Below are 25079 nucleotides of genomic sequence, written 5' to 3' on the forward strand. Positions count from 1 at the left end.
ACCCGCTCCGAATTCCGTTCGAAGTTCTATCGAAAGCGAGCTGATTCCCGTGACGATCAAGAAATCGAGACTGGCCCTCGTTTGCGCTTCGCTCATCTCGCTCATGCTTCTTTCGCAACCGTGGCCCGCTTCGTCTTCGACAGCCCCTTTGCAGCCCGGCCTTCCGGTTCGCAGCGCGCAGGAAATCTCCGTTCAATGGAAGAAGCTGATGAATCCTTCGGCGGATTACGCCAATCCGTATTTAACTTCCCCTTCCGTCGGCAAGACGTATTCCCCGGGCTCCTTGCAGCCGGGTTACATTCGGGACGGCGTCAACGCCGTCAACTTCTACCGGTTCGCAAGCGGTCTGCCCTACGATCTGAGCGCAGCGGCGAATTTGAACGTCCAAGCCCAGCATGGCGCCGTGCTTCTTGCCGCGGAGGACGACTTCAGCCATGAGCCCTCCAAGCCTGTGAACATGCCGCAAGCCTTCTATAAGAAAGGACTGGAAGCCGCATCATCGTCCAATCTCTATGCTTACTACGGCTACGAGGACCATATTCTCGCGCTGTCGGTCGACGCTTACATGGAAGATTCCGATACGAGCAATCTGGCCGAGGTCGGACACCGCAGATGGATTCTGAATCCGCCCCTGAAGCGGATCGGGTTCGGACAGGCCTCGAGCGAAGAAGGATGGATTTATTCCGTAATGCAGGTATTCGACGAAAGCCGCACGAAGGTTGCGGATTTCAACTACGTCGCCTATCCCGCCCATGGAGCGTTTCCGCTGGAAGTATTCGGTCCGGACTATGCGTGGTCGGTCAGTCTTAACGAAGAGAAGTTCAGGACTCCCGAGGCAAAAAAAATAACGGTAACGCTCGTACGGCTGGGCGACCGGAAAACGTGGAAGTTGGACTCGAAACACGGCAAGGTAGCCGAGAAAGGGAACTACTTTAACGTGGATACGAACGGATACGGCTCGGGAGCCGCGATTATTTTCCGTCCGGGCGGCATTGCGAAGTACGAGGAAGGCGATCGCTATCAAGTTACGATCCGCGGGCTGGTCTCGAAATCGGGCACTTCCCGAACTCTGTCTTACACCGTGGATTTCGTCCGCGCGGTCAAATGAGGTATAATCGATTGCATTAGTGCAACGCATGCGAGAGGAACGGTTGATTACGCCTATGAGAAAAGATAACAAAAATCCCCGTCGGCATTCGGCAGCTTCGCCGAGCCGGAATACGGCGCCCGCCAGACGGTTTCAAGTGACGGAGGCCGGCGAGTTACTGGAGTTTTTGCTCGCCAAGCTCGCGCCCCAGGGGCGCAACAGCGTCAAATCCATGCTCGCCCACGGCCAAGTCGCAGTCGACGACCGGGTCGAGAAGCAGTATAACCACCCCCTGCATCCCGGCCAGACGGTGACCGTGAGCAAGACCCGCGCATCGGCGTCCGCTCCTTTTGTCGGTTTACGCATTTTATACGAAGACGATGCGGTGATCGTCGTCCACAAGGACGCCGGCCTGCTGTCCATCGCAACCGCGCAGGAAACCGAGCTGACCGCCTATCGGCAACTGAACGCCCATGTTCGGCAGGCCGACCCCAAAGCCCGCATCTTCGTGCTTCATCGGCTGGACCGGGAGACGTCCGGCGTTATGATGTTCGCCAAGAGCGAGCAAGTTCAGAAGAAAATGCAGGACAACTGGAAGGATGTCGTTACGGAGCGGACGTATGTCGCGTTGGTCGAGGGCTTGGTCAAGAAGACGAACGGAACGATCTCGTCCTGGCTGAAGGAAACGTCGACGTTGAAAATGTATTCCAGCCCCGCAGCGAACGACGGACAGCATGCAATCACGCACTACAAGGTGTTGAGAGCGAGCCGCAACTATTCCTTGGTAGAGCTTGAACTGGAGACCGGCCGCAAAAATCAGATCCGCGTCCATATGCAGGACATCGGCCACCCGGTCGCCGGCGACAAGAAATACGGAGCGAAGACAAAGCCGTTCTCCCGACTCGGCCTCCACGCCCGCGTGCTCGCTTTCGAGCATCCGACGACCGGCAAGCCGATGCGCTTCGAGACGGACATTCCGAAGCCGTTCCTGAGCCAGTTCAAGGAAGAGGCTCGTTAGTCTGGCATATAGCTGTCCCGTACGTAAACAGAACCGTACCAAACGATTATCGATGGATCGCATGGTAATGGGCATCTATCTCCTTACGCCGCTCCAGGAGATAGATGCCCTTCTTTTTTCGCCGATAATCTTGTACTCCATTACATACGACAGCCCTTTGCTATTCCACGACGAGGCGTTCGCAAGTCGCTTCATCGACAGAGACCGCCTCACCCGCTTCCTCGAAGCGATTGCCGCTTACCAGAGCCGTGTTCAACGACTCCAGTCTAACGGCGACCACGCCGTTGCCTCGAACCTGATTGTCTGTAAAGACAAACGACCGGTGGGTTCCGAGGCCGGCGCTTGCGCTTTCTGTCATCACGGCGAGCGCGGATGCCTTCCGGTACGTTCCCGCTCCGAAACCGCAAGAGAGGAATTCGTTCCGCGTCACCGTCACATTCGCCGTCGAGATCGATTCTTTCCAACCGTCCGCGCAGTTAACGTGAATGGCCGTTCCGGTGCAGTGGTCGAATGTATTGCCGGAAATCTCCGCATCCCGGGTCTGAACCAGAATAGCCCGAGCACGATTGTTCCGGACAATGCTGCCTCGAAATCGCAGCTTGGCGATTCGCGAAGCATTAGCGAGCAGATCGTCGGGAGAGAAACGTTCGGGAAGCGGCTCCCTGAAGCGCAGCGCGATCCCCCCGTCCGCATCCGTCTCCACCTCGCGCACATGAAGCGTCGCATAAGACTGCAAATCGCGCCGTCCGGTAAACTCAATCGCATCTCCGACGACGGGCACTTCCGGATATTCCGATTGGATGTCCGCATCCACCCGGCATCTGAGCGTATCGTCCTCCCTGCGTTCCCTGACGCTCAGATAGAAGCCGTGCACGTTGGTCGCGTCGTCCCCCATCCCCTCGAACAGACAATCATCGAATTCGATTGTTCCCGCGCATCCGATAAAATGCGTGGCGTCCGTATTGGCGCTCATGACCCGTCCGCTGCCGGGCCGCCTCATTACGCGGAGGCCCCGCATCCAGACATCGCCGCAGCCATGACCGATAACGCCCATCCCGGGCACCGCGTAGACAGTCGCATTCTCCAGCTTGACGCGCTCGCAGCCGTAAAACAGGAACGCCGCCTTGTAATTCATAATGTGCCTCACGATGACAGACATTCCGATGTCCGGAACCGCGCGGCTGCCGCCTTCCCGCATATGAGCGCGCAGGGATTCTTTAAGCGTCACGCGCAACGTTCGCAGGCCTGTCAGCGCCGTTCGTTCCGCGATTTGGAACCAGTCTACCGTCCCGCGCAGCGGGTATTCGCTTCCCGGGACGTAATCAATCAGCCCTGCGACCGGCGTCATCGAGTTCACGGGATACTCGGGATCAAACTCAATCTCGAGCGCCTCTTCGCTGGCCGCAACGATCGTCCCTTGGGAGAACGGCGGCCTTGCCCAGTCCAGGCAGACGTTCCGAATCTCCGCCTCTTCGCAGTTCTTGAAGAAGAAAGGCTGGATCAACCCTCGGAACGTCAGGGTCGAACCTTGGAAATCCAGGACGACCCGCTCCGCTCCTTCTACCCGTATCCAGACGTTTTTGCTCTTCGCCGCTTCGCCCAGATCCCAGTCTCCTTGGCCGGACATCATGGCTTCGAAGTCGCGGATCGCTTGCTCGTCCGCAATCTCGTAATTTCCTCGCTTAAAGCGAAAGACTTGCGCTCCGTCGGCCAAACCCTCACGGAGGAAGATTCGGACTCGTTCGCTCATATCCTCGCCGGTATCCGGCTCGATACCGAACAATGTCGCTTCCCGCACTGCGTCCATTGGATCTTCTCCGTATCTTTTATTGATTCGCGTTCTTCGCTTTGTAGATGTCCGTCCAGGCTTGCTCCACGTCCGCCAAACCGAGCTTGTCGGCCTTCTCGATAAATTCCGCGTACAGGCTCATCGCCGTCGATTCATCCTTGGCGAAAATGATCTTCGAATAGTAACTCGAATACAGGTCGATAATTTTCTTCTCCACAATCCCGATCGGCGTCGTCGAATCCAGCGTGATGCCGGCTATGGACGGGTTATACTCGACGTGATCGCCGAACATCTTGTTGTACTCGGCGAATTGCGAATCGCTTGCATCCCACTCCGGCCCGTTCCACCAAGTGGAGTTGGCGGTCAGCCAATATTCAGAAAGCCCGTTCTTCTCCGCTACCCCGGACCAATCCTTCTGCTTATCCGCCCAGTATTCAGGCAGATAGGTCGCTTTGCCGTCAACCATGTGGTAATGCGGACCTTGCGCGGCATCCACATACGCGTCCCCTTCGACGCCCCACTTCGTCAACTTGTGGCCTTCCTCTGAGGACAGGAACGACAGAAACTGAATCGCTCGCTCCGGATTCTTGTTCGTCTTCGGAATGGCGATCGCTGTCCAGCCGCTGCCGTCCCGCACTTGCTTGTAGGAAGGAAAAGGCGCCATCACCGCATAGGCGGTATTCGAATTGTCCGCCGGCACTTTCGTTCCGTCGCCGATCGTCCAGGCATAGGAGACTACGTCGCCGTTATTGATTTTTTGCGTAAAAATATCTTTCGAATCGATATAGGAATCCTTGGTCAACAGCCCTTTGTTTGCCATCGTGTTCAGAAACTTGATGACGTTCTGATACTCGGCGCTTCTGAGCCCCGACTTCAGCGCCTCGCCTTCCTTGACGAGCGCCTGCACTCCGAACATCGCGGACGTGCCCAGCGTGACGATACCGCCATCGGTCAGATGCTTCGCGTTCGGAATATTGTTCGCGTTCGTATAGAACCCTATCTTGCCTTTATGGGCGGTCTGAATCTGCTCCAGCGCTTCGATATAAGCGTCCGGAGTCCCGATATCCGGCTTGCCGATCTCTTCCCAATAATCCTGGCGGATCGACCAGGTTGGCTGGTTCGAGCCGATGAGCGCGTTGTATTTTCTCGCCGCTTCGACATATTGCTCCCCTTCGATGAAGCTGACCAGCGCATAGGTTTTGCCGTCGCTCGACTTGTAATTGGCCAAAGCTTCCTTCGGCAGAACGTCCCTCATCTCGGGCGCGTACTGATCGATCAGTTCCTCGAGCGAATAAAGCATCTCTCCTTCGATCATCCGCTGCAAGGCGGGATCGGCCTTATCCAGCAGCACGAAGTCGGGAAGCTCCCGGTTGGACAGCATGATGTTCATCTTCTGATTGTCGTCGGACACCGGCTTCGTGATGTTAAGGGTCACTCCCGTCTTCTCCGTAATGTTCTTCGCGGCCGGGTCCGACCAATTCAAGGCGTACCACGAGAAGTTGACGAACATGTCGAACGAGATCGGCTCGGTCGACGGCGCCTGCGGCGACGCCGCAGCGGATTCCGACGGACTCGGTGATGCGGATCCGGTTGCGGCCGATTCGGATGGAGCCGAATCTCCATTGTTAGACGAACAGCCGGCAAGCAGACCTGCGATCAGGAACGCGCCAATAAACCGGGCGAAGCTTGTTTTGCTTTTTCTCATGCTTCTCATGCGGGATGACCTCCTAGTATTCTTATTTATTTTAACTCGCTGGCCTTTCTATAGGCCAGCCAGCCAAAAACGTCCCCATCCGCCTCAGGCTTTGATCGATCCTACGAGCATGCCCTTGACGAAAAATCTCTGAACGAGCGGATACAGCAGTGTAATCGGCAGGATCGAGACGAACAGCGTCGCATAGCGCAGCGATTCCATCGTGACCTTCGACTGGTGATTGCCCAAATATTGCTGGATCTGCTGCTGCGCTTCGCTGAGCGACAACAGCCGAATCAGAATGACCGGCAGCGTCTGCAAGCTCTCCCGCGAGATGAAGAACGAAGGAACGAAGTAATCGTTCCAATGGTTGACTCCGACGAACAGCGAAATCGTGGCCACGACCGGCATCGACAGCGGAATGACGATTTTGAAAAAAATGTACAGGTCGTTCGCCCCGTCTATATACGCGGATTCGTAGAGTTCCTTGGGCAGCTCGCGGAAAAACGCCATGAACAGCAGGCAGTGAAAAAAAGTGAACAACGACGGCAAAACGTAAACCAAAAAATTGTTCAATAGATGAAGCTCGTTCAGGACGAAGTAGAGCGGAATAAGCCCGCCGGAGAAGTACATCGTAATAATCGCCATGGCCAGGTACAGCTTCTTGAACCGCAGCTTCTCCTTGGTCAGCGCGTAGGCCGCCATCGCGGTGACGAGCACAGCGGCCGCGGTTCCGACGATCGTTCGGGCTACGGACATGCCCAAGCCGGTAATCAAATAGCTTTGCTTAAACACCATCGAATAGTTTTCCAACGAAAATTTTCTCGGGTAAAAATAGATGTGGCCGCTCGCCGCATCCGCCCCGTCGTTCAAGGAATTGATCAATACGTAATATAGAGGATAGGCAGCCACGACCAGCAGAACGAGCGAGATCAGCACGGCGGCGGCATTTACGGCCTTGTCCTCCCATGTCAGCTTGATAGCATTCATCGAATTGTCGCCCCCTCTCTAGAAAATGTTGCTTCCATTGATCTTCTTGGCGGTCCAGTTCGCGGCCAGAAGCAGCACGAGCGAGATGCACGACTGGAATAGATCGACCGCCGTCGCGAAGGCGTACCGCATCTGAAGCAGCCCGTTGTCGAGCGTGTAATAGCCCAGCACATACGAAGTATCCCGGTTAAATACGTTGCCGAGCAAATACGACTGGTTAAAATTCGAGCCTCCGTAGATCAGACTTCCGATGTTGAGAATGAGAAGCACCATGATCGCGCTGCGGATCGCCGGCAAGTTGATATGCCAGATCGTTCGCAGCCTTCCCGCTCCGTCCACTTTCGCGGCTTCGTAGATTTCCGTGTTGATTCCGGTGATCGCGGCGAGATAAATGATCGCTCCCCATCCCGTCTCCTGCCACAGATCGAGCGAAGCTCCCAGCGTCCAGAAATGTCCCGGCTCGGCAAGGAACTCGATCGGCCCGTTCGTCAGACCCAGACTTTGAAGCAGCCCGTTTACGATCCCCTTGGGATCCAGGAAAATCATCGTCAGCGTGGCGATGATGACATAGGACAGAAAATGCGGCAGCGTCGTCAACGTCTGCGTCCACTTTTTGAAACGCGCGAGCGGAAGCTCGTTCAGGATCAAGGCGAACAGGACGGGCGCTAGAAAAGTGACGACCAGCTTGATCGAGCTCATCGCCAGCGTATTGCGCAGGGCGCTGTGAAACCGCTCGTCGCCGAACATCTCACGAAAATGATCGAATCCGACCCACGCCCCGCCGAACAAACCGTCGAGTACGTTATAATCTTTGAATGCGATTACAATTCCGAACATCGGAAGGTAGCTGAAAATCAACAGCGTCAGCAGCGCCGGCAACAGCATCAATTGCAGAATCAACTGGTTATCCCATCCGCGAGAGGTTTTGATTTTCCTAGGATGCATCGGGATCTCCCCTTTCCTCGTCTCACTTGCTCCTTCGTGGCGGCTGATTCCATTGTAGACGCTCGTTTTTCCGAAATCAGGAGAATATCTTTGGGTTTAGTCGACGATTTATGGCTCTTTGATTCGCGGTTCGTCCATCGTATGGACGAATATCCGGGCATCCCCTACAATAAAACCAGGTGATGTCCATGCGATTAATTCGGCTGTCCGGCCGGTTCCGAAGGTTCAGCTTCAAGTCCAAGCTGTTCCTCTCCTACATTCTGATCGTTCTTATTCCCGTCTCAATCAGCGCGGCGTGGATCTACAACGAAGTCATCGTGCCGATGCGCGGAGAGCGGCTTCAGTTGATCGACCAAACGATGAGCCAACTCCAAGCGACCGTCAACAAGGAGGTCGACGACCTTGAGAAAACAGGCTATCTGATCTCCACGAACATCGTGTTGAAGAAAGCGCTCCTCAAAAGATATTACGACCAATCCGAGCTGATCGACGTCATGAACACTTCGATTCAATCGCTGCTGTCCTGGTTTGCGTCCACGCACCAAGACATTGGGGAATTTCGTTTTTTCACCGTTAACGAAACGCTTCCTGAAAGCGATTTCTTCTTGCCCATCTCGCGGTACTCCGGAGAAGACTGGTTCCGTACCCTGCAAGAACGCATCGCGAAGACCTACCCTTATTGGGAAAGCTGGCATATCCAAAGGGATTATCCCTACGGCAAAAAAAGCAATCAGCCGGTCTATTCTCTGTTTTACCCGATCAATGAGGATTTCGCCGGGGAAACTTCATATCTGGAGCTTGAGATTAACATCGATCGCTTCTTCTCCAAGTCAATCTCTATGGCGTTATCGCCATCCGGCGGCGTGTTCGCAGTCGATTGGAACGGCCAACTGCTGTCCGTGCCCCGAGAGTTCGACGAATCGACGAAGCAACGGGCAAGCCGCGATGCTTTCCGACAAATCGATCTTTCTGTCGCCGGCCAAGGAAACATTGAGCTTAACGGCGTTTCTTACCGTTATGTCATTCAACCGATCGACCGACTGCACACTTCCCTCGTCGGACTATTGCCGCATTCCGAGATCAATCGTCCGTGGGAGAAAACGAGAGACGCGTTCCTGCTGCTGATTTTGCTGCTCGCCATCCTGCTCGCCATCCTCTCGTTCGCGCTGGCCGGACTGCTGATCAAGAAAATCGTGCGCATCGTCGGCAACGTTCGCAAAATCCAGAACGGCAACTTTAAAGTGCGCATCCCCGTCAAAGGCGAGGACGAGATCGATTTGCTCGCTTTGAATATCAACTCGATGGCCGGACAGATCGATGACTTGATCAATCGCGTATATAAATCGCAAGTATCTCAGAAAGAAGCGGAGCTTAAGGCGCTGCAGGCGCAGATTAACCCGCACTTCTTGTTCAATACGTTGGAGACGCTTCGCATGATGGCCGAAACCGAGGACCAGGCGAGGTTGTCGGACGCGATCGCCGCTCTGGGCAACATTATGAGATACAACATCTATAACGGCCAGGAGCCGATCACGCTCGAGACGGAGCTTGAGCATATTCAGGATTATCTGCACATCCAGAATCTGCTGCTGAATCAGCGGGTAAGTCTGGAGTGCGAAATTCCGGAATCGCTAATGGCGTTTCGGATTCCGAACCTGCTGCTGCAGCCCCTTGTCGAGAATTGCATCGTTCACGGCATGCGCGGCTTCAGCGGCAGACTGACGATCCGCATTTCTGCGGAAGGCTTGCCGGAGAATCTGATTCGGTACGAAGTGCGGGACAACGGCAAGGGGATCTCTTCCGAGCGTTTGGACGCGCTCCGAGACCGGCTGTCCCGCGAGCCCGACCAGAGGCCGATCGTCGCTCGGGAGGCGCCGGGCGCTAGTTCCCGAGCGGGAAGCATTGGGCTTGCGAACGTACGCGACCGAATTCATTACTGTTATGGTTCCTCGGCAACCATGGAGATCGACGCTTCTCCGGACAAGGGGACGATCGTCGCGTTGATCCTGCCGGCAAACTCCATCTTATAGAAGCGAGGCGAACAGAATGTACCGATTGCTGATTGTGGAAGACGAGGATATTATTCGAGCGGGAATCAAGAAGATCATCCATGAGATGGATTTGGGCTTCTCTTCCATTCTTGAAGCTTCCAGCGGAAGGCAGGCGCTGGAGATCGCCAGCGCGCAGGAGGTACACGTGCTGATGACAGATATCCGCATGGGAGACGGGGACGGTCTGGAGCTGATAAGCGACCTGGTCCAGGCGGGGATAAGGTGCAAAACGATCATTCTGAGCGGTTACGGCCAGTTCTCGTATGCACAGCAAGCGATTTCCCTCGGAGTTGGCGAATACTTGCTTAAGCCAATTAAGAAGAAGAGTCTGCATGATGCGTTGACGAAGCTGATCGAACAGTTGGATTCGGAGCGCCTCTCGCGTCCCTCTCAGGAAATGACGGAAACCCGACGCTCGTCCTACGATAACCATTCGATTACCCACATCGTGGAGTTCCTGGAACGCCATTACGACCAAGACATCACGCTGCGCTCCGCAGCGGAACAAATTTTCATGAATCCGAGCTATTTCAGCTCCTTGTTCAAGAAGAAGACGGGAGTCAATTTCGTTCGTTATTTGCAAAAACTGCGCATCGAAAAATCGAAAAAACTTCTTCTGGATCCGAAGTATAAAATTTACGAGATCGCTACAAAAATCGGCTTCTCCGACGAGAAATATTTTTTCAAAGTATTCAAAAGCGTCACCGGAATTACGCCCAACGAGTACCGGGACAACAAGGAGCGCGCATAAGCGGACGTCGGCTCATTTCAGCTTGAAAATGGCTACTCCCGCGATCATAACGCCGATACCGATCAGCCTGTTCGCCGACAGCGCCACCTTGTCGACGCCGAAGAGGCCGAAGCTCTCGACGGCGAGCGTTCCGAGCAATTGAGCGATCAGCAGTATGGCGATCGCATACGCCGGATTCAGCGCGATGACGGACTTCATCGCCGTAAACACGATGACGACGCCCATGCAGCCGCCCAGCAAATACAGCTTATTGACCGATCCCAGCTTATGCAGGCTCCCGTCTTTAATGAGCCAGAACACGACGAGCGACAGAACGAAGCCCGACCCGTGAACGATCGCGTTCGTCAGCCAGAAGCCGACCTTCTCGCTGAGCCTCACGTTGAATATCCCTTGAACGCTGACGAACAAGCCCGCGATCAGCGCGTATATCGCTCCTATCATCCGCTTCACCTCTCCTAGACCCTAGCTGTACAATGTGCCGCTCGCAAGCCGCTGTAATCCCGCAATATCTTTAACGTACAGAGCGCCCCGCGTCCGCTCGATCAGTCCTTGCGCGACGAACTGCGCGATGACCCGGTTCAGATGGCGATAGCTCGTTCCGAGCAGTTCCGCGATTTCGGTCAGCTTGGAGGTCTTCAGTTCCTCGATGCGTTCCCGGTCGTGCTCATCGGCCGTAATCGCGACAAGGTAGCTGGCGAACCTCGTTTCCACCGGATATAAAATGTTGAGACTGGCAACGGAGGAATTCGTGTTCAGCTTGCGGGCCAGATGCTTGATGATAAAGCGAAGGAACGCCGGATCTTCTCCGGCCGTATCCGCCAGCGCCTGCCGCTTGATGCCGATAAACAGCGTTTCCCCCACCGATTCCACCGTATTGTGGACCTTCAGGTCGCCCAGCATCTCCATGTCTCCGATCAGGCTGAGAGGGTTGTTGAAGCGGAGCAAAATCGACTTGCCGTTGGGCAGCACCCGATAAATTTTGACCTTCCCCCGGACAAGCATGAAGAGGTGATCGAGGCTGTCCTCCGCCCGGCAGATCATTTCCCCCTTACCGAATCCGTACAGTTCCATGACCGCTTCCGTCTTCTTTCCAAACATGCCGCTCAGCCGATGCTCATCCATGACGCTCCGCAGCAGCGCCGGATCGCGAATTGTCCTCATCTCGTTCACCTAACCGTCTTTGGTCTGCACTCATTGTAAAACCATTATTCCCTGAGCAAAAGGACATATGTCCCATTAAAAATTCCGAATGTTTATGACCCATGCCTTAAAATAAAGTATAATTTATTTAATCCTGTAAATGATTGGAGAGATCGCGATATGAGTGAGAAGAAGGAAAAAACCAAACGTCATCTCGTCAAAGAACATCCCGAAAGCTATTCTTACGAACCCGACTCGATTTACCCTCCGGGCGCGGAGCTCCACTTCATCGAAGAGCGTTACGAAATCATCGACGGAATCCGATACGACTGCTCGCCTTCCCCGACGCTGAAGCATCAGCTTCTCGTCACGCAGCTCTGGAATGAACTGCACGGCACTTGCCATGCGACGGGCACGATCATCGTCGCCCCAATGGACGTGCACTTCGACGAGAACAATGTCGTTCAACCGGACCTGATTTACGTCACAAACGAAAACGCCTCGATTCTCAAAACGAGAATCGAGGGAGTTCCCGACCTGCTGATCGAAATTTTGTCTCCAAGCACGGGAGAGCATGACAAGGTCCGGAAAAAAGCTCTCTACGAGCGTTTCGGCGTTCCCGAATATTGGATCGTCGACATTCACCACCGGACGATCGATCAATTCGCCCTCCGAGACGGAGCTTACGCGCTGGAGCGTACGTACGACTCCACGGGCACGGTGTTGTCTGAGAGATTCCCTTGCGTTGCCGTTCAAACGGGTAAGCTGTTTTCCCCCTTGGACAAGTACGAGTAGGAAAGGCAAGCCGCGGGCTCATCGATCGTAGACCTTCACATTCCGGGACAGCGCCTCCGAGCCCGCGTCCGACCATTCGAACACGATCCACTCTCCGTTCTCGTACCTCAGCCAGTAGTTCGTCGTCTGTTCGCCCGCTTCCGGCTCGGGTCTGTAATCGTACGCCCCGTAATAATAGGCCTCCTCGTAGTCGATCCGGGCCAGCACCGACACCGAGTAGTCCGATGCGTCCAACTGATGGAGCCGCAAGCTGTCGCGGTCGAAGGCCGCCTTCCTCATTTCCCCGAGATAGTGCTCGTCTCCGGCTGCCATAGCAGCGAAATGACTGGCAAGATCGGCCTTGCGATCCGGATGGACGTGCCGCAGCCGCCCCGCGTCGCGTTCCCGGAAAGCCTCATACCAGCTTGATACGAACGCATGCGCGGCATCGACGATTTGCTCTTTCGCCTCGTCCGTCAGCGCGGCAAGCTCGAACTCCGCCCGCGTGCTGTCGATCGGCCTTTCTTCGCTCTTCGTCGTGCCCCATGGATAGTCGGCTTCCACGCTGATCGTATTCGAGCCGTCCGTCGCGATCGGTCCGATTCGCTGCCCGTCCCCTACGGTCAGTCCGATGTCTTCTCCGTTAATGAAGATTCGGGCAAAGCCGTTGTTCGAGAAGACATCGACATATTCTCCCTGAAGCGGAACTTCTATCGGATCGATGGAGTTTCCGATCGGGAAGAGCTCGGCTGTAACCTCGTTTTCCAATGTCGTATATTTGCCCGCGTACACCGCTTTGACCGCATATTTGCCCGGCAATAGCGGTCCGAGTTGAAGCGTAGAGCCGCCGACTCCCGCAACTCCGATCTCTTCGCCGTTCAGCATAATCTTCGCCCCGCCGAAATTCGTGTTCACCGGAACCTTGTAGCTCCGAAGCTTCAACTCATAGTCGTCATAGATGAGCCATCGCTTCCGCTCTTTCTTGTGAACGTAGACGAACGCGGACTCGCCGTCCTCGGCGAACGATTGCACGGCGCCTTCCTTCAACCTCGCGATTTCCGTCTTCAGCCTGGAGAGCACGGCTTGTTTCGCCTTCTCGTCCTTCCCGAGATGGCCCGCGATCGCCTCCGCCGTCGAGCGTTCCACAGTCCCTTCGGGTGCGGAGAGCAGCTTCAGAAGCTTGTCCGGCTGCCCCTTGTCGATCGAGCTCTCGAAGCGCTCAAGCAGCCTCTGCCCATCCGTCAGATAACCGCCTAGAAAATAGAGTCCGGCAGCTGTCAGCAACACGAGCGCCGCCGCTCCTATCGTGATTTTCTTATTCTTGGATGCCATTCGTTCACCTAGTTTCCGTCATTCTGAGCACCTTGCCGTCACCCGTGCAGAGATACAGCTCCCCCTCCGCGTCGAGGCCGAACGAGGTAATGTTTTCTTCGGATTGCAGCAGCGTCCGATGCTCGGCCGTGCCGTCCTCCCGCTCCCGCAGCGCCCATATCGTACCCATGCCGTAATCGGCGTACACGTACCAGCCCGTCAAATCCGGAAGCTGTTTCCCTCTGTACACGTAACCTCCCGTTACCGATACGCCGTCATTGCGGCCGTACGTGAACAGCGGATCCTTGAGGTCTTCTCGCTCGCAGCCGCTCTTGGGATTAAAGCATTCCGAGCCTTCCATCAGACGCCAGCCGTAGTTGCCGCCGCGTTCGATCAGGTTGATCTCCTCGAAGCGGTTCTGGCCTACGTCTGCCGCCCACAGCTTTCCGGTCTCCTCGTCGAAGCTGAACCGCCAAGGATTGCGCAAGCCGTAAGCATAAATCTCGGGACGTCCGTCCTCCAGGAACGGATTGTCCGTCGGAATCGCATACGCTCTTCCTTCCGATTCGCTTCTAACGTCTATCCGCAATATTTTCCCCAGCAGGCTGTCCAGGTTCTGACCATGATTCTGCGGATCTCCGCCGTTGCCGCCGTCTCCAACCGCAATGTACAGATAGCCGTCCGGCCCGAACGCCAGCTGCCCGCCGTTGTGGTTGGAATAAGGCTGTTCGAACGTGAGCAGCACCTGCTCGCTTCCCGGGTCCAGTCTGCCCGGCTCTTGCGGATCAGCGGCATAGCGGGCAATGATCGTATGCGACTCGGTCGTATAATTCACATAGGCGTCGTTCGGGTTCTGCGGGTCGAAGGCCAGCCCCAGCAACCCTTGCTCTCCGCCCTTGTCGTACACCCGCTCCCGAATGTCCAGCACGACCTCAGCCTCTCGATCGGGACTGCTTAAGCTTTTGCTTACGATGCGTCCCGGCTGCTCGACAATATAGACGGCTTCCGGATGGCCTTCCCGCCGCTCAAGTCCCACGGGCTTGTCGAACGTCCCGTCCCCGAAGATCGGCTCCAGCGCCACGGACCCGCCGGCGGCGGACTCTGATGGCGCACCGGTTCCGGACTTAGCCTTATCCTCCGTATTCCAGCATGCGGTCAAGCCCAAGAGGACGATTAGACCCGAGAGCACACTTCCGACAATCTTCATCCTTAACTCTCCCCCCTTTGCAAGGTTATGAATACAAGTCCGATATTAAATAAAACTTCTACTCGCAACGGCGATCTCCTCTACTTGGCCAGAGAAGAGGGAAGTGCTACGGCGTAAATCCGACTCTCGGCCTGGATGATCGCCATCCCGCTCTCTATCTGTGCGACCCCGAACTGGCGCGCTTCTGTAAGCAGCTTTCCCGCGATCTTGCCGGTAGACGCGTCGGCGAGATAGACTTGACCATTGGTCAATCCGATGACGGCGACTCGACCGAGCAGATCCAACTGCGCGATCGAATCCGCCGGCCCGTTGAAGGCAAGGAATCCGTTTCCTCCGTCTCTGAGCCCGATCAATTTCTGGTTGACCTCGAAGTAGAGCCGGCCCGAATAAGGCCCCGCCAGCCATTTGCCGCGCCCCTCGTAGACTCTGGGTGTCTGACGGTCAGGAGCGCTATCCAGCGAAAATACGGACACTTTGCTCTCCCCGAGCGTAGGCTGCTGCTCGACATAGACTGAGTTGCCTTCGATCACGACCGAGGCAGCATTGTTTCCGAACGTATCTTCTTCCGGGATATAGGAGAGTGTCTCGGCGATCTTTCCCGTCTTGACGTCTACCTTGTCGATGACGGCTGCGTATCCGTTATCTAGCACAGGCCATTCGTTGCGCGCGTACAGATAGCCATCCTGCTCGTGAAGCACATCGGTATGGATGCCGTACAGTTTCCAAAGCCGCTTGCCCGAAGCCGCATCGTATCCGTAATAAGGGAGGGTCGTAATCGCCCCGCTCTCTACTCCCGATACGACGACGATCCCGTCGTACGTGACCCGATATTGGGGCATGTTAATTTCCTGAGATTTGGTGTTCCACTTTCTCTTGCCCGTGGCGGCGTCGAATGCGGCCAGACTGCCAGGGTCGGTCACGTACATCGTATCTCCTTCATGGACCAGAGAATAAGAGACATTTTCCGATGCGTTGGCGATTTTCGTTTTCCACCTAGCCTTACCCGTCTTGCCGTTTAGCTTGATCAAGTAGCCTTGCGAGTTCACGAAGTAGAGAAATCCGCCGTTTGCCACCAACGGGCTGGAACGGCGGCTGTCATACGTCCATTTTGTCTTTCCGGTCGCCGCATCTACGGACATTATCTTGTTTCTGTAGGAATAAAACACTCTGCCGTCCGCGGTCGCGATCTCGGATGCGCCTCCTCCTGCAACGTCGACCTGGATCTGCCACTTGGGCTTCAGCACGTTTGTCCGATCCTCGGCTCTGATTCCATATTCTCGCGTGTAGGAAGTTTTACCGGCGGCTCCCGCCTGGTCGGCGACCGCAGGCCAAGCCGATAAGAGCAAGGCCAGCGATAGCGCTGCTCCCGTCATTCTCTTCATACGTTTCAAATTCATTCCCTCCGTATCCCACGCCGCTAGCGGCATTCATTCTACCATTTAGACGTAAGCCTATGGATAAAGTTTCATTTTCGACCCTGTCCGGCCGCTTCGCACCATTCTCCGCAACGCAAACAACCGCGCCTCCCCGAGGAGAACGCGGCCCTTGCACGCTTGGCTATTCCCGACTTTCCACTTAAGTTTGCGCTTCCAATTTTCTCAACCGTTCGCCGAGCTCCCAGCTGCTGAAATGATCCTCCCAGATGATATGGTACAAATTGTCGTGGATTTCCATGATAACTCCTTGCGTGCCGTCCTGCACGTAGACCACGTGATCGCCAACCTTCATCTCGCGTCCCACCTTTGTCACCCGAGTCGAAAAACGATGCCGTGTCCACCCTTCGGATACACCCATTTGATGTTCTGGTGAGGACAGCCGATGCGGCAGCTTCCGCATTCATGGCAGCCCTCGTAGCCGACGTGCATACGTACCTCTTCCCATTTGTATACTTCGGCAGGGCAAAATATGGTGCAAATTTTATCCGGACAATCCGTCAGACACACTTCCGCATCCATAACATGCAGGTGGGACTGGGTATCGGCGTTAAAACGGATCAAATATTGCTTCTCTTCAATAGTCGAGCCCTTGGCCGGCGGAGCCGGTTGCGCTTCGCTCATCACTTCATCACCTTCCACGCCCGATACAGGTCGCGGGCCATTTTGATCTTCTCCTTGGCCGGGCCGATATCCCGCCATATTTTCTTCTGCTTCTCCCGCTTGGGCATACCGTCGACGGTCAGCATCTGACTGGCCGCCCGGTTCACCATCGGGATGTATTGCTCGAAGTATTGCGGGAACTTGTCGAAGTGGTGGGTAGCGTCCTTGTATTTCTTCAGATCCTGGCCGACGAAGCTGCCCATGAGCTTCTTGCGATAGTCGTCCAGGGATGCTTCGGAGAAGTCCTCGCGCTCCCTGGCCGCAACGATCGTCTCCGCCGCAAGCCTGCCGGACGTCATCGCCATGTTGGAGCCCTCCCGGTGAATCGCGTTCACAAGCTGGGCGGCGTCGCCTACGACGAGAACTCCCGCTCCGACGACTTTGGGCATCGAGCGATACCCGCCCTCGGGGATCAGGTGGGCCAGATACTCCTGGGCTTCCGAGCCTTGAATGTAAGGACGAATCATCGGATGCGTCTTCACGTATTCCATCAGCTCGTAAGGCTTTATCTTATGCTTGATGAGGCCGGAGAGCAACGTGCCGACGCCGATGCTGAGCGTATCTTTATTCGTGTACAGGAAGCCCGTGCCGAGAATGCCCTTCGTCGCGTCGCCGAACAGCTCGATCGTGCAGCCCTGACCTTCCTCCAGATTAAAACGCTCCTCGATGATCTTCTTGTCGAGCTTCAGAATCTCCATCGTCGCCAGCGCCACTTCGTCCGGTCGGAATTCCTTATGGAATCCGAGCTGCTTGGCGAGCAGGGAATTGACGCCGTCGGCCAGGACGACGACGTCGGCGCGCAGCTCCCCGTCCGGACGATCCGTGCGCACGCCGACTACCCGCCCCTCCTCCACGATGCACTCCAGCACGACCGTCTCGTTAAGCAGCAGCGCGCCCTGTTCCACTGCCTTGCCCGCGAACCACTGGTCGAACTTCGCGCGCAGTACCGTGAAGTTGTTGTACGGCTCTTCTGCCCACTCCATGCCCTTATACGAGAACGTCACCGCCGACGTCTTATCCATCATCATGAACCTCTGCTCGACGATCGGCCGTTCGATCGGCGCCTCCTTGTGGAAACCGGGAACGACTTCCTCCATCATTTTGCGGTACAGCACGCCTCCCATCACGTTCTTGGAGCCTGGGTACTCTCCCCTCTCGATCAGGATCACGTTCACGCCCGCCTTAGCCAGCTCGTAAGCGCAGGCGGTTCCGGCAGGCCCCGCTCCTACGACGATCGCGTCAAACTTTTCCGGCATCGGCCTCTTCCTTTCTTCCCAACGCGGATTTGAATGCCTCGGTCAGCATCGGAACGATCGTGAGCGCGTCCCCGACGATGCCGTAGTGGCAAGCTTGAAATATGGGAGCCGCCGGGTCCTTGTTGACGGCGATAATGAGACCCGAGTTCTGCATACCGACCAGATGCTGAATCGCGCCGGATATGCCGATGGCGAAATAAATTTTCGGCGTCACCGTCACTCCCGTCTGGCCCACCTGATGATGATGTCCGATCCAGCCGGCTTCCACGACGTCCCGGCTCGCTCCGACGGCGGCGCCGAGCGCTTCCGCCAGCTGCTGCACGACCTTGAAACCCGCGGGGCTGCCCAGCCCCTTGCCGCCCGCCACGATAATGTCGGCTTCGTCGATGCGGATGTGCCTCGTCGTCGAACGGACGATTTCCAGCACCTTCGTGCGAATATCCTCTTCCTTCAGCGGGATGCATTCCTCGACGACGACTCCTGAGGCGCCGATTTTGCGAGGCAGCGCTTTCATGACTTTAGGGCGGACGGTCGCCATCTGCGGACGGTACTTCTTGCACAGAATCGTCGCCATAATGTTGCCGCCGAAAGCCGGCCGACTGGCGAGCAGCAGCCCCGTATCCTCTTCGACGTCAAGCTGCGTCGTATCCGCGGTCAAACCCGTCGGCAGATCGGTCGCTACGGCGCTGGCCAGGTCCTTGCCCGTCGACGTCGCCCCGTACAACAGAATTTCCGGCTTATGCTTCTCCACGCATGCCAGCATCGCCCTCATATAAGTCTCAGTCCGATAGAAACGATAGATCGGAGCGTCGTACACGTACACTTTGTCCGCCCCGTATTCGAACGCCGTCTCGGCCAACGCGCTGATATTCTCCCCGATCAGCACGCCAGCCAGCTCCGTCTTCCTCTTGTCCGCAAGCTGCCTTCCGGCTCCAAGCAGCTCCAGAGAGACGGGAGCGATCGCTCCGTCCTTCTCCTCGATAAACACCCATACGCCCCGATAGTCCTCGAAATTCAAGGAGCTTCACCTCCTGAAGCGGCAGCGAACAGCTCTTGACGCGCCATTAGAATATCCAGCAATTGAGAGACTTGATCGCTCTGCGTCCCCTCCAGCATCGTGCCTCCCTGAGGCTTAGGAGGCGCCCATACGGAGCTGACGATGGTCGGAGAGCCCTTCAGCCCCAGCTGCGTCTTGTCGATGTCCGGCAGATCGGCGACCGACCAGATATGCGGCTGGTACCGTGCGGCCCGCAGCATGTTCGGCAGCGAAGAGTACGGCACTTCGTTAATCTCTTTCTCCACAGAGAGCAGACACGGCAGCGTGGAACGAACGACCTCGTAGCCGTCCTCCAGCTTCCGGTGAACGATCGCATGCCTTTTCTCCGAGTCGATCTCGACAACCTTGTTGACGGACGTGAGCGGCGGCATATCGAGCCTGCGGGCGATGCCGGGGCCGACTTGGCCAGTGTCTCCGTCTATCGTCATTTTGCCGCAGATGATCAGATCGATCGGCCGAGTCTGCGCAATCTTCTCCAGCGCCTTCGTCAGCGCATAGCTGGTCGCCAGCGTATCCGCTCCGGCGAACGCCCTGTCGGTAATCATGTAGCCTTCGTCGGCGCCGATCTCGATGCACTTGCGGATCGCCTTCACGGCAGGAGGAGGTCCCATCGTCAGCACCGAGACGACGCCCCCGTAACGATTGCGCAGCCTCACCGCCTCCTCCACCGCATGGGCGTCGTACGGATTCAGGATCGCCGGCGCGCTGGAACGATCCATCGTGTTCGTCTTCGGATTCATCTTGATGATCTTCGTGTCCGGCACCTGCTTGATACAGGCGACGATATGCAGCATGAGGCCCTCACCCTTTCCGCTCTGTCCGGTCGGTTCCCGGTTCAAACCTTTCCACTTTATTTATATTAGCTTGGAGCAAAGATCATGCCTGGGTTTGTCCTGCTTCGCGCGATACTTTACGAGACGAAAAAAAAGAGCAACCGAGGCTGCTCTTCATACAAATTATGGTATAATCCACTTACAACAGTATAGGCTTGCAAGGGCGGTCGGCTAATCTCCCGGAAGGGAGGTGATGCCGTGGAGGTTAAGGACGCATTGGCGCTAATGATTTCATTCGCGACTCTAATCGTACTTATTCTTTCATTCCTTAAAAAGAAATAAACCGCCCTCGCCAAAGGTCGCGGTTTATTTCCCATCGCTTACCGGATAGCCTACCGCCCTTAAAAGCGGCTGTTGTAAGGAGTCGTGTTGGTAGCACGGCTCCTTTTCTTATCTATATTCTATACCGTATACATATTGTCGCGCAATCAAAAAATGTCTGTTAATCCATTTCCCTGGATGCACACCATACAAATTATGGTATAATCTACCTACAACAGTATAGGCTTGCAAGGGCGGTCGGCTAATCTCCCGGAAGGGAGGTGATGCCCATGACAGTATTCGAGGGACTTATACTTATGATAACGTTCGGTTCGCTGATCGTATCGGTACTGTCCTTTAAACGGAAATAGACCGCCCCTCGCGAAGGAATCGGTCTATTTCTGCCGCATTTCCTATAAGCCTACCGCCCTTAAAAGCGGCTGTTGTAAGGAGTCGTGTTGGTAGCACGGCTCCTTTTCTTATCTATATTCTATACCGTATACATATTGTCGCGCAATCAAAAAATGTCTGTTAATCCATTTCCCTGGATGCAAACCATACAAATTATGGTATAATCCACCTACAACAGTATAGGCTTGCAAGGGCGGTCGGCTAATCTCCCCGAAGGGAGGTGATGCCCATGACAGTATTCGAGGGACTTATACTTATGATAACGTTCGGTTCGCTGATCGTATCGGTACTGTCCTTTAAACGAAAATAGACCGCCCCTCACCAAGGAATCGGTCTATTTCCTGACTATTTTCCAAGCCTACCGCCCTTAAAAGCGGCTGTTGTAAGGAGTCGTGTTGGTAGCACGGCTCCTTTTCTTATCTATATTCTATATCGAGATACGATGTTATGCAATGCGAAATACATTTGCAGAAATCAAATGCTGCTGCACCCGAGCAATAACAGACTACAAAACGGAAGAACAACAAATATCCTCATCGGCTGTCCCTCCTTATTTCGCAGATAAAATTTACCACAAATAACCATCTGTATGCATCACTTCCTTTTCGATATATATTGGATTCCGGATTCCTACCAACGCACTACATCTCTACGACCTTCTGGTAAATAAGAATTATTGCTTTCAGATATTCCAATAAATAAGAAATTTCTGTATAATTTAGTCACAAGCTGCTGAAAGGAGCGTAGTTGGTTGGAGACTCCTATCTACGTGACGATCTATACTCTAGAAGCGTTCTGTACCATATCCGCTAGCTACATGCTGTTTCGATTCCCTTTCAAAGAGTTTATTTGGAAAAAGCTAATTCTTAGTGTTCTTTTGGCTATATTTTCCTATTCGTTAAGAGATATAACGGTCGTCAACGAATTTACGATTATCGTTCCTTTAACCTATCTTCTTACTTATACTCTTTTTATTAATAATATCAGTAAAATCAGATTTTTATGGGCATCAGTGATGATGACAACTGGTTATGCAGTCGTAGGCGTAGTACAAATGCTCGTATTCCTAATACTTGGAGCTTTTGGGATTAGCATTGAAATGGTTCAAGGAAATCTTGGTTACTTAGTGTTAGGTCAACTCCTAACCGCAGCCATTGTACTTCCCTTCTCCTTCATCTACTACTACCATGGTTACGGTTTTACTTATGAGTTTCCTCCCTGGCGATGGAAGCATCTGTGGCTCGTCCTTCTAGAACTCTTGTTAATTGCCTTGCTATTAAGATTTGTATATATAAATACGATTTTGGCCTTAATGATTGCAGCAATATTAACGCTGGTTGCACTCCTTATTCTAAGTAGAAAGATGGAGAAGGAGGGAACTGCTTGAACTGGAGCTATAGACTCGCAAATCACCTTGCAGTCAAAATTCACTCTGCTAACCCTCAGCACCCTGTCAGTCTTCCTGTGCAAAGATATGCAATTGAGACGATCATTTCATATTCAATTATCAATTCTATATCACTTGGTATAGGCCTGATACTTGGACAGGCTCTACAAGTACTTATCGTAATCGTAGGTTTCTCTCTCTTGCGATTAATTACCGGCGGACGTCATTTCGCTTCCCCTACTGCCTGTATCGTTACTACAATAATAGGTTTCAATACAATTCCAATATTAGCTAACTATTTGCATTCTTCGCTTGCTACCTTTGCAATAACTCTTGTGAGCTTGCTTTTGTGTATCGTATTCGCACCACAGGGAAAGCGATCCATCGTAAAGCAGCACCACATTATCAAGCTGGCTGGAGGGGCGATAATAGCAGTGAATCTTCTGGTAGAATCGCCCGTTCTCGCTATAGCATTTTTCCTGCAAACTTTGACGCTTATACACTTTAGCAAAGGAGGTGAAGCGCATGAAAAAAATTAAATTGATGGCCTTTTTCGCTATCTCGACTATTTTAGGTGTGGTTGCCTTTGCACAAGCTTCCTTTGCATGCCAATACGGAATGTACGACCCCGAAATGCCGGAAGAACTGCAGTAGGAGGAGCTTATGGAGTGGATCAAGGAGCTCCCTGTAAGTAGAGACCCTAAAGGTGCAACTGGCATCGTGTCGTTGCCAATGGACTCCATTCTATACATCCACTTCTACGAAGCAACGATTCAAGTCCACACCGCAACTGAAATGTTTTACTTTACGCTAGGGAGCAATCTGAGCGTGCTTGTCGATAACCTGAACAACTCAGGATATCAGTTCGAGAAGACCGACCGCGCTCAGGTCGCGGATTATCGACGTATAAGCCGCATCGAGAAAACCGAGTTTTTTCAGTACAAGGGCTACTTCGAGGGGACCAACAAATACGTCATTTTCTCGGAGAGCAATTTCAAAAGGGCTTTAAAAATGTTAAAGGATCGCTCTGAATAGAGCGATCCTTTAACATGAAAGAGGCTGCCTTCCGAACGCTCCCCAAGGGAACGACTCGAAAAGCAGCCTCTCGATTGTCCGTTTATCCAAATATCGCCTGAATGACCGGCTTCGTATGGCCGCCCGGATACATCAGGTACAGCAGGACGTAGACGGTAACGCCCGTGATCACGGTAGCGAACCAGATGACCGAGGTCGTCCGCCCGATCTTGCGATGCTTGGCGAACTTCTTGCGAAACGCCAGCGTCAACGTCGTGATGCCGAATACCGCGGCCACGGTCGCAAGCACGATATGAAACAACAGAAAGATCAAGTAGATCGTCTTTAAGTTGTCGGGTCCGTTAAACATCGTATTGCCGATGAAGATCGTGCGAGACACGTAGATGATGAAAAACAAAGTCGCCGCGACCGCCGCCGCGATCATCACCTTCTCGTGCGCTTCCCGTTTCTTCAGGACGATCAACCGCCAGCCGATAGCGACCAAGATCCCGCTGATTAAAATAAAGCTCGTGCTGACGAGCGGAAAAATCTCATACCACGACATACGCATCCACCTGTTCTATCGTCGGATCTTCCAAGCTTCTCCCTTTATTGTACCTGTCCGAACGGCTCAGTTCAAACGTTTGGCCGGATCGTCACACATTGTTAATAACTACTCATTCCGCTGCAGGCTCAAGCACGCTGTCGCTGTCCCGGGAACGATCCCGCCGATACCATTGCATAAACACCGTATACAACGCCGCAACGTTGATACCTTCCTGCAGCAGCTTCATCACGATGCCTCCGAGCTGCTGATCGTCCGTCGCGCTCATCATATTGAAGAACTTCGGCCCTTCGAACTGGCTTAACAATTGAGCAGGATCTCCCGACACGCAGTAACCCATCGCATTAGCCCATACTTCTGGATCATTGTAGACCCCGAATAGAGGCTTGCCGGCGAAGATGATCATGACGCAAGCCGGAGTAAGCAGCAGACCGCTCATGAAAATGTAACCAAGGGTCAGCATGTGCGACATACGCCGCCATTCCGGAATCGGGCAATACACATGCCACCACATAGCCATCGCGCTTAGGAACAGCAGAGCGTAATAGATGCGGTGAATCGTGAAGTGAGTCATGATCCAATCGTGGTTGCTCGGCATGTGATACAGAGAGAACAACATGACGAAGGCCAGCAGGCCGATGATCGGATTCATCAGAACGCGGAATATTTTCTTCTTCCAGAAATCCCCTCCGAACGCGGCGCGCCACAGCCAATCCGGTATGCCGTAGATGAGCATAGGCGGAACCAGCATGTAAGCGAGCGCCATATTCGTCATATGGAAGGTAAACATCAGGTGCCCCAATAAGCTCAGCGGTCCGCCTTGCGTCAAATACAGCAGCGCGATCGCCAAGGCGAACGTGAGCTGGCGAGAAGCCGATACGGGCGCGCTGCCTGCGAAATGATGCCTCCAAGGCCCCACCACGAATGTGTACAGGACAACAATCACCATCATGAAGATCATAAACGCCGGACTCCACAAATCACCGAACGAGAAATATTCCAATCCCATCATTGCCGCCGACCTCCTTTCGAATACGAGTGAATGCAACTGTCAGATCCATGAAAAAAGAGAGGACGGATTTCGGCCCGCCTCTCTGAAATTCGGTTCCGTCCGGGGATTACCACCAAACCCAGTACAGAGCCATGATCACCATCGTGAACACGACGACGACGCCTGAAATGATTCCGATAATCGGGAACAAATGTCCGCGATCCTTCATGTGCATCCAGTAAGCCATCTGAATGATGACTTGAACGACCGCCATCGCCACCAGAATGATGTACGTGAACGTTTCGTTGATTTCACCCGCGGCTACCGCAGCGAACGCGATAATCGTCAGAGCGAGGGAGAGAATAAAGCCGACGATGTGCTTCTGCGGCCCTTCTACCTTATGGCGCTTGGGAAGCTCACCGGATGCCGTCTCGTTGTGATTGCTCGACAAG

29 protein-coding genes are annotated in these 25079 nt (G+C 54.3%); 12 read left to right on the forward strand and 17 right to left on the reverse strand.

Going from position 1 to position 25079, the window contains the following annotated elements; all coding sequences use genetic code 11:
• Nucleotides 1–49 precede the first annotated feature (49 nt).
• Together B0G52_RS29520 and B0G52_RS29525 are read left to right on the forward strand one after the other, a co-directional pair.
• Nucleotides 50–1108 carry a CAP domain-containing protein gene (locus B0G52_RS29520; protein ID WP_094050018.1) on the forward strand — a complete coding sequence of 353 codons (1059 nt, stop codon included), beginning with the start codon at nucleotides 50–52 and terminating at the stop codon, nucleotides 1106–1108.
• A 55-nt stretch (nucleotides 1109–1163) separates the two neighbouring features.
• A complete protein-coding gene (locus tag B0G52_RS29525) occupies nucleotides 1164–2105 on the forward strand; it encodes an RluA family pseudouridine synthase (RefSeq protein ID WP_198960752.1) in 942 nt (313 codons plus the stop codon).
• Between the two features lie 160 nt (nucleotides 2106–2265).
• On the opposite strand, the gene B0G52_RS29530 is transcribed toward B0G52_RS29525, so the two are convergent.
• The 4 genes from B0G52_RS29530 to B0G52_RS29545 all read right to left on the reverse strand — a co-directional run bounded on the left by B0G52_RS29530 (nucleotide 2266) and on the right by B0G52_RS29545 (nucleotide 7522).
• Nucleotides 2266–3912 (reverse strand): right-handed parallel beta-helix repeat-containing protein, encoded by a 1647-nt coding sequence (locus B0G52_RS29530; protein ID WP_094050020.1) that lies wholly within the window; start codon nucleotides 3910–3912, stop codon nucleotides 2266–2268.
• A gap of 19 nt (nucleotides 3913–3931) precedes the next feature.
• Nucleotides 3932–5608: a type 2 periplasmic-binding domain-containing protein gene (locus B0G52_RS29535; protein WP_094050021.1), complete on the reverse strand. Its 1677-nt coding sequence runs from the start codon at nucleotides 5606–5608 to the stop codon at nucleotides 3932–3934.
• 84 nt (nucleotides 5609–5692) lie between these two features.
• Nucleotides 5693–6577 (reverse strand): carbohydrate ABC transporter permease, encoded by an 885-nt coding sequence (locus B0G52_RS29540; RefSeq protein WP_094050022.1) that lies wholly within the window; start codon nucleotides 6575–6577, stop codon nucleotides 5693–5695.
• An 18-nt stretch (nucleotides 6578–6595) separates the two neighbouring features.
• The gene (locus tag B0G52_RS29545; RefSeq protein WP_094050023.1) at nucleotides 6596–7522 is read right to left on the reverse strand and encodes an ABC transporter permease; all 927 of its coding nucleotides are present in this window, start codon (nucleotides 7520–7522) and stop codon (nucleotides 6596–6598) included.
• Between the two features lie 188 nt (nucleotides 7523–7710).
• On the opposite strand from B0G52_RS29545, the gene B0G52_RS29550 reads away from it, so the two are divergent.
• Nucleotides 7711–9552, forward strand: coding sequence for a cache domain-containing sensor histidine kinase (locus tag B0G52_RS29550; protein ID WP_158223937.1), 1842 nt, complete (start codon nucleotides 7711–7713; stop codon nucleotides 9550–9552).
• Nucleotides 9553–9568: 16 nt separating this feature from the next.
• A complete protein-coding gene (locus B0G52_RS29555) occupies nucleotides 9569–10324 on the forward strand; it encodes a response regulator transcription factor (protein ID WP_094050025.1) in 756 nt (251 codons plus the stop codon).
• 12 nt (nucleotides 10325–10336) lie between these two features.
• Here B0G52_RS29555 and B0G52_RS29560 read toward each other — a convergent pair whose 3' ends face one another.
• Together B0G52_RS29560 and B0G52_RS29565 are read right to left on the reverse strand one after the other, a co-directional pair.
• Entirely contained in the window at nucleotides 10337–10765 is a 429-nt protein-coding gene (locus B0G52_RS29560) for a DMT family transporter (protein ID WP_094050026.1), read from the reverse strand.
• A gap of 21 nt (nucleotides 10766–10786) precedes the next feature.
• Nucleotides 10787–11485: a cyclic nucleotide-binding domain-containing protein gene (locus B0G52_RS29565; protein WP_094050027.1), complete on the reverse strand. Its 699-nt coding sequence runs from the start codon at nucleotides 11483–11485 to the stop codon at nucleotides 10787–10789.
• A gap of 159 nt (nucleotides 11486–11644) precedes the next feature.
• Between B0G52_RS29565 and B0G52_RS29570 the strand changes: the two genes are divergently transcribed.
• Entirely contained in the window at nucleotides 11645–12259 is a 615-nt protein-coding gene (locus tag B0G52_RS29570; protein WP_094050028.1) for a Uma2 family endonuclease, read from the forward strand.
• 18 nt (nucleotides 12260–12277) lie between these two features.
• Here the strand turns inward: B0G52_RS29570 and B0G52_RS29575 are convergent, their stop codons facing one another.
• The 8 genes from B0G52_RS29575 to B0G52_RS29605 all read right to left on the reverse strand — a co-directional run bounded on the left by B0G52_RS29575 (nucleotide 12278) and on the right by B0G52_RS29605 (nucleotide 19959).
• Nucleotides 12278–13570, reverse strand: a complete 1293-nt coding sequence (locus B0G52_RS29575) for a TcaA 3rd/4th domain-containing protein (RefSeq protein WP_094050029.1) — start codon at nucleotides 13568–13570, stop codon at nucleotides 12278–12280.
• Between the two features lie 4 nt (nucleotides 13571–13574).
• On the reverse strand, nucleotides 13575–14756 hold the full coding sequence (locus tag B0G52_RS29580) for a PQQ-dependent sugar dehydrogenase (RefSeq protein ID WP_094050030.1): 1182 nt from the start codon (nucleotides 14754–14756) through the stop codon (nucleotides 13575–13577).
• An 80-nt stretch (nucleotides 14757–14836) separates the two neighbouring features.
• Nucleotides 14837–16153, reverse strand: a complete 1317-nt coding sequence (locus B0G52_RS29585) for an outer membrane protein assembly factor BamB family protein (protein ID WP_158223938.1) — start codon at nucleotides 16151–16153, stop codon at nucleotides 14837–14839.
• Nucleotides 16154–16331: 178 nt separating this feature from the next.
• Nucleotides 16332–16484: a hypothetical protein gene (locus B0G52_RS36000; protein WP_198960753.1), complete on the reverse strand. Its 153-nt coding sequence runs from the start codon at nucleotides 16482–16484 to the stop codon at nucleotides 16332–16334.
• 17 nt (nucleotides 16485–16501) lie between these two features.
• Nucleotides 16502–16813 (reverse strand): ferredoxin family protein, encoded by a 312-nt coding sequence (locus B0G52_RS29590; RefSeq protein ID WP_094050032.1) that lies wholly within the window; start codon nucleotides 16811–16813, stop codon nucleotides 16502–16504.
• Complete coding sequence (locus tag B0G52_RS29595) at nucleotides 16813–18108, reverse strand: FAD-dependent oxidoreductase (protein WP_094050033.1); 1296 nt, start codon at nucleotides 18106–18108, stop codon at nucleotides 16813–16815. Before B0G52_RS29595 ends, B0G52_RS29590 begins: the two co-directional genes overlap by 1 nt.
• A complete protein-coding gene (locus B0G52_RS29600) occupies nucleotides 18092–19126 on the reverse strand; it encodes an electron transfer flavoprotein subunit alpha/FixB family protein (RefSeq protein ID WP_094050034.1) in 1035 nt (344 codons plus the stop codon). The genes B0G52_RS29595 and B0G52_RS29600 overlap by 17 nt, the downstream gene beginning before the upstream one ends.
• Nucleotides 19123–19959 (reverse strand): electron transfer flavoprotein subunit beta/FixA family protein, encoded by an 837-nt coding sequence (locus tag B0G52_RS29605; RefSeq protein ID WP_094050035.1) that lies wholly within the window; start codon nucleotides 19957–19959, stop codon nucleotides 19123–19125. The genes B0G52_RS29600 and B0G52_RS29605 overlap by 4 nt, the downstream gene beginning before the upstream one ends.
• A 237-nt stretch (nucleotides 19960–20196) precedes the next feature.
• Here B0G52_RS29605 and B0G52_RS36770 point away from each other — a divergent pair, with 237 nt between their 5' ends.
• The 7 genes from B0G52_RS36770 to B0G52_RS29620 all read left to right on the forward strand — a co-directional run bounded on the left by B0G52_RS36770 (nucleotide 20197) and on the right by B0G52_RS29620 (nucleotide 23092).
• Nucleotides 20197–20280 carry a putative holin-like toxin gene (locus B0G52_RS36770; protein WP_369827162.1) on the forward strand — a complete coding sequence of 28 codons (84 nt, stop codon included), beginning with the start codon at nucleotides 20197–20199 and terminating at the stop codon, nucleotides 20278–20280.
• Between the two features lie 269 nt (nucleotides 20281–20549).
• Entirely contained in the window at nucleotides 20550–20630 is an 81-nt protein-coding gene (locus tag B0G52_RS36775) for a putative holin-like toxin (protein ID WP_369827163.1), read from the forward strand.
• Nucleotides 20631–20899: 269 nt separating this feature from the next.
• Nucleotides 20900–20980 carry a putative holin-like toxin gene (locus tag B0G52_RS36780; protein WP_369827163.1) on the forward strand — a complete coding sequence of 27 codons (81 nt, stop codon included), beginning with the start codon at nucleotides 20900–20902 and terminating at the stop codon, nucleotides 20978–20980.
• 459 nt (nucleotides 20981–21439) lie between these two features.
• The gene (locus B0G52_RS29610) at nucleotides 21440–22057 is read left to right on the forward strand and encodes a hypothetical protein (RefSeq protein WP_143762670.1); all 618 of its coding nucleotides are present in this window, start codon (nucleotides 21440–21442) and stop codon (nucleotides 22055–22057) included.
• Entirely contained in the window at nucleotides 22054–22596 is a 543-nt protein-coding gene (locus B0G52_RS29615) for an accessory gene regulator B family protein (RefSeq protein ID WP_094050037.1), read from the forward strand. The genes B0G52_RS29610 and B0G52_RS29615 overlap by 4 nt, the downstream gene beginning before the upstream one ends.
• Nucleotides 22583–22711 (forward strand): cyclic lactone autoinducer peptide, encoded by a 129-nt coding sequence (locus B0G52_RS35415; protein ID WP_143762671.1) that lies wholly within the window; start codon nucleotides 22583–22585, stop codon nucleotides 22709–22711. Before B0G52_RS29615 ends, B0G52_RS35415 begins: the two co-directional genes overlap by 14 nt.
• A 9-nt stretch (nucleotides 22712–22720) precedes the next feature.
• The gene (locus B0G52_RS29620) at nucleotides 22721–23092 is read left to right on the forward strand and encodes a LytTR family transcriptional regulator DNA-binding domain-containing protein (protein WP_094050038.1); all 372 of its coding nucleotides are present in this window, start codon (nucleotides 22721–22723) and stop codon (nucleotides 23090–23092) included.
• A gap of 82 nt (nucleotides 23093–23174) precedes the next feature.
• Here the strand turns inward: B0G52_RS29620 and B0G52_RS29625 are convergent, their stop codons facing one another.
• From B0G52_RS29625 to B0G52_RS29635, 3 genes are all read right to left on the reverse strand, one after another.
• Nucleotides 23175–23636 (reverse strand): DUF420 domain-containing protein, encoded by a 462-nt coding sequence (locus B0G52_RS29625; protein ID WP_094050039.1) that lies wholly within the window; start codon nucleotides 23634–23636, stop codon nucleotides 23175–23177.
• A gap of 112 nt (nucleotides 23637–23748) precedes the next feature.
• Complete coding sequence (gene ctaG, locus B0G52_RS29630) at nucleotides 23749–24648, reverse strand: cytochrome c oxidase assembly factor CtaG (RefSeq protein WP_094050040.1); 900 nt, start codon at nucleotides 24646–24648, stop codon at nucleotides 23749–23751.
• A gap of 106 nt (nucleotides 24649–24754) precedes the next feature.
• Nucleotides 24755–25078, reverse strand: coding sequence for a cytochrome C oxidase subunit IV family protein (locus tag B0G52_RS29635; protein WP_094050041.1), 324 nt, complete (start codon nucleotides 25076–25078; stop codon nucleotides 24755–24757).
• Between the last annotated feature and the right edge of the window lies 1 nt (nucleotide 25079).

This window comes from Cohnella sp. SGD-V74, from assembly GCF_003001675.1.
Taxonomy (GTDB): Bacteria; Bacillota; Bacilli; order Paenibacillales; family Paenibacillaceae; genus Cohnella.

Excerpts from the sequence above, each read along its gene's own strand:
- B0G52_RS29525 (WP_198960752.1), top strand. The coding sequence starts at position 1,164 with ATGAGAAAAGATAACAAAAATCCCCGTCGGCATTCGGCAGCTTCGCCG.
- B0G52_RS29530 (WP_094050020.1), bottom strand. The coding sequence starts at position 3,912 with ATGGACGCAGTGCGGGAAGCGACATTGTTCGGTATCGAGCCGGATACC.
- B0G52_RS29535 (WP_094050021.1), bottom strand. The coding sequence starts at position 5,608 with ATGAGAAGCATGAGAAAAAGCAAAACAAGCTTCGCCCGGTTTATTGGC.
- B0G52_RS29540 (WP_094050022.1), bottom strand. The coding sequence starts at position 6,577 with ATGAATGCTATCAAGCTGACATGGGAGGACAAGGCCGTAAATGCCGCC.
- B0G52_RS29545 (WP_094050023.1), bottom strand. The coding sequence starts at position 7,522 with ATGCATCCTAGGAAAATCAAAACCTCTCGCGGATGGGATAACCAGTTG.
- B0G52_RS29550 (WP_158223937.1), top strand. The coding sequence starts at position 7,711 with ATGCGATTAATTCGGCTGTCCGGCCGGTTCCGAAGGTTCAGCTTCAAG.
- B0G52_RS29555 (WP_094050025.1), top strand. The coding sequence starts at position 9,569 with ATGTACCGATTGCTGATTGTGGAAGACGAGGATATTATTCGAGCGGGA.
- B0G52_RS29560 (WP_094050026.1), bottom strand. The coding sequence starts at position 10,765 with ATGATAGGAGCGATATACGCGCTGATCGCGGGCTTGTTCGTCAGCGTT.
- B0G52_RS29565 (WP_094050027.1), bottom strand. The coding sequence starts at position 11,485 with ATGAGGACAATTCGCGATCCGGCGCTGCTGCGGAGCGTCATGGATGAG.
- B0G52_RS29570 (WP_094050028.1), top strand. The coding sequence starts at position 11,645 with ATGAGTGAGAAGAAGGAAAAAACCAAACGTCATCTCGTCAAAGAACAT.
- B0G52_RS29575 (WP_094050029.1), bottom strand. The coding sequence starts at position 13,570 with ATGGCATCCAAGAATAAGAAAATCACGATAGGAGCGGCGGCGCTCGTG.
- B0G52_RS29580 (WP_094050030.1), bottom strand. The coding sequence starts at position 14,756 with ATGAAGATTGTCGGAAGTGTGCTCTCGGGTCTAATCGTCCTCTTGGGC.
- B0G52_RS29585 (WP_158223938.1), bottom strand. The coding sequence starts at position 16,153 with ATGAATTTGAAACGTATGAAGAGAATGACGGGAGCAGCGCTATCGCTG.
- B0G52_RS36000 (WP_198960753.1), bottom strand. The coding sequence starts at position 16,484 with ATGAAGGTTGGCGATCACGTGGTCTACGTGCAGGACGGCACGCAAGGA.
- B0G52_RS29590 (WP_094050032.1), bottom strand. The coding sequence starts at position 16,813 with ATGAGCGAAGCGCAACCGGCTCCGCCGGCCAAGGGCTCGACTATTGAA.
- B0G52_RS29595 (WP_094050033.1), bottom strand. The coding sequence starts at position 18,108 with ATGCCGGAAAAGTTTGACGCGATCGTCGTAGGAGCGGGGCCTGCCGGA.
- B0G52_RS29605 (WP_094050035.1), bottom strand. The coding sequence starts at position 19,959 with ATGCTGCATATCGTCGCCTGTATCAAGCAGGTGCCGGACACGAAGATC.
- B0G52_RS36775 (WP_369827163.1), top strand. The coding sequence starts at position 20,550 with ATGACAGTATTCGAGGGACTTATACTTATGATAACGTTCGGTTCGCTG.
- B0G52_RS36780 (WP_369827163.1), top strand. The coding sequence starts at position 20,900 with ATGACAGTATTCGAGGGACTTATACTTATGATAACGTTCGGTTCGCTG.
- B0G52_RS35415 (WP_143762671.1), top strand. The coding sequence starts at position 22,583 with ATGAAAAAAATTAAATTGATGGCCTTTTTCGCTATCTCGACTATTTTA.
- B0G52_RS29620 (WP_094050038.1), top strand. The coding sequence starts at position 22,721 with ATGGAGTGGATCAAGGAGCTCCCTGTAAGTAGAGACCCTAAAGGTGCA.
- B0G52_RS29625 (WP_094050039.1), bottom strand. The coding sequence starts at position 23,636 with ATGTCGTGGTATGAGATTTTTCCGCTCGTCAGCACGAGCTTTATTTTA.
- ctaG (WP_094050040.1), bottom strand. The coding sequence starts at position 24,648 with ATGATGGGATTGGAATATTTCTCGTTCGGTGATTTGTGGAGTCCGGCG.